Annotated in this window: 2 protein-coding genes; both read left to right on the forward strand. The window is 33.4% G+C overall.

Translation table 11 applies throughout. From position 1 onward, the window contains the following. Positions 1-26: 26 nt before the first annotated feature. Positions 27-398: a hypothetical protein gene (locus tag EUBIFOR_RS01420; RefSeq protein ID WP_003864108.1), complete on the forward strand. Its 372-nt coding sequence runs from the start codon at positions 27-29 to the stop codon at positions 396-398. A 15-nt stretch (positions 399-413) separates the two neighbouring features. Then, positions 414-1,424 (forward strand): zinc-dependent alcohol dehydrogenase, encoded by a 1,011-nt coding sequence (locus tag EUBIFOR_RS01425; RefSeq protein ID WP_003864109.1) that lies wholly within the window; start codon positions 414-416, stop codon positions 1,422-1,424. The last annotated feature ends 421 nt before the right edge of the window (positions 1,425-1,845 follow it).

The following is a 1,845-nucleotide window of genomic DNA, read 5'->3' on the forward strand; positions in this document are numbered from 1 at the left end:
CTGAAAGATAAAATGGAGGTAATCAAATGAAAAAAGAAAATTTTATGTCAATGATTTTAGGAACAATCGGAGGAATTCTTTTTGCAATCGGTATGTGTATGTGCATGATTAAAGAATGGAACACATTTAATCAAGGGATTGTTGTAGGTGCTGTTGGTTTGGTAGTTCTTCTTCTCATGTTATTTGTACGTCGAAAAATGCAGGGAAAGCCAGCAATTAAGTTTAACAGAAAAACAGTAGCAATATTTATTTTAGCTGTTGTTGGAGCTTTAGTATTAGGTGTTGGAATGTGCATGACAATGGTTTGGCAAGGACTTTTGATGCAAGGAATTATTGTCGGAGTAATAGGAATTGTATTGTTGCAGTCTTTGATACCACTTTGCAAAGGTATTAAGTAAAGGGAGATATGCAAAATGAAGTCAGCTATTTATTTAGGGAAAAAGAAAATTGAGATAAAAGAAACACCATTACCATGTTTATCCGATAATGATGTTTTAGTTAAAAATATATATTCCAGTATTTGTGGAACAGATGTTGCAGTATATCAGTATGGCGAGCATACTGGACACCGTATTTCTGTTGGCGAAGAATTTGGACACGAAACAATATCAAAAATTGTAGCTGTCGGAAAAGACAATACCGAGTTTACGATTGGGGAACGAGTGTATCCCTATCCACTCTTCGCCACAGGAGATACAAAAAGGGCTGGTACTATCGGAGGTTTTTCAGAATATATTAAAATACCCAATGCAAAAAGAAATTATTCTTTGTATTCTGTTCCAGAAGAAATTCCCGACAGAGTAGCATGTTTAATTGAACCATTTACCGTAGGTTGCAGGGCAGCACGCAGAGGACAGCCTAAAAAGCACGAGAACTTTGTTGTATTTGGTTGTGGAACAATCGGTCTTGCTAGTGCCATTGCCTTAAAATATTTTGGTATCGAAAAAGTAATGATTTGTGATATTTCTGATTTTCGACTGTCTATCGCACAAGAATTGGGGTTTGAAACCTGCAATACTAGGTCTATTCCTTTTCAAGATAAAGCTTGTTCTTATTTTGGAACTGCTCATTCTTTGAAAGGAAAGGTTGCTGATATTGACGGGTTCATAGATGCCAGCGGTGCAGAAGAAATTCTTGATTTATTTATGGAACAGGGAAAAATTGACAGCCGTTTTATTATGGTAGCAGTAAATAATAAAGTACATGATATTGATTTACTGCATTTAACATATTCACAAAAAAGCGTAATCGGTTCAGGTGGTTATATGCCTGAAGATGTGTTTGATGTTCTGAATATTATGAAAAGCGGTAAGTGGGATATAGAAAAACTGATTACACATGAATTTCCTTTAGAAGAAATAGAGAAAGCAATACAGACTGCCAGCAACACAGAGATTGCGCTTAATGTAATCATCAAAATTTGATTAAACTACGAAAAAGTATTTTATGAATCGCTTAAAACAAGCTTTTTATCCTCACATTGTATTACTAATTTCAGAGAACATTTTTTCAGTAGGATTTCTTATCCTTATATTTTTAAATCAATTAGAGCATGAAATATTAGCATATTGTATTTATGTTTTGTCAGCATACACCTTAGTGTGCGATATAATACATTAGAAACAGAAAAATAGAAAAGTAAGTTAGGCAGAAAGACGTAAGTCATAAAAATGCGACTTGCGTTTTTTTCTGTTTAGACACATTTAATAAATTAGGATATAAAACTAAAATCAACACTCATACAACGTCTTGTATAAATTTATTTCTGGACATATATCTTTATTCCGAATACCGCTTAATATATTGTTGATTTTCATGAATTCATCTTGAAACATTTTACTCCCA

Source organism: Holdemanella biformis DSM 3989, assembly GCF_000156655.1.
GTDB classification, from domain to species: Bacteria; Bacillota_I; Bacilli_A; order Erysipelotrichales; family Erysipelotrichaceae; genus Holdemanella; species Holdemanella biformis.

Coding starts and splice junctions, on each gene's coding strand:
- EUBIFOR_RS01420 (WP_003864108.1), top strand. CDS start 27: ATGAAAAAAGAAAATTTTATGTCAATGATTTTAGGAACAATCGGAGGA.
- EUBIFOR_RS01425 (WP_003864109.1), top strand. CDS start 414: ATGAAGTCAGCTATTTATTTAGGGAAAAAGAAAATTGAGATAAAAGAA.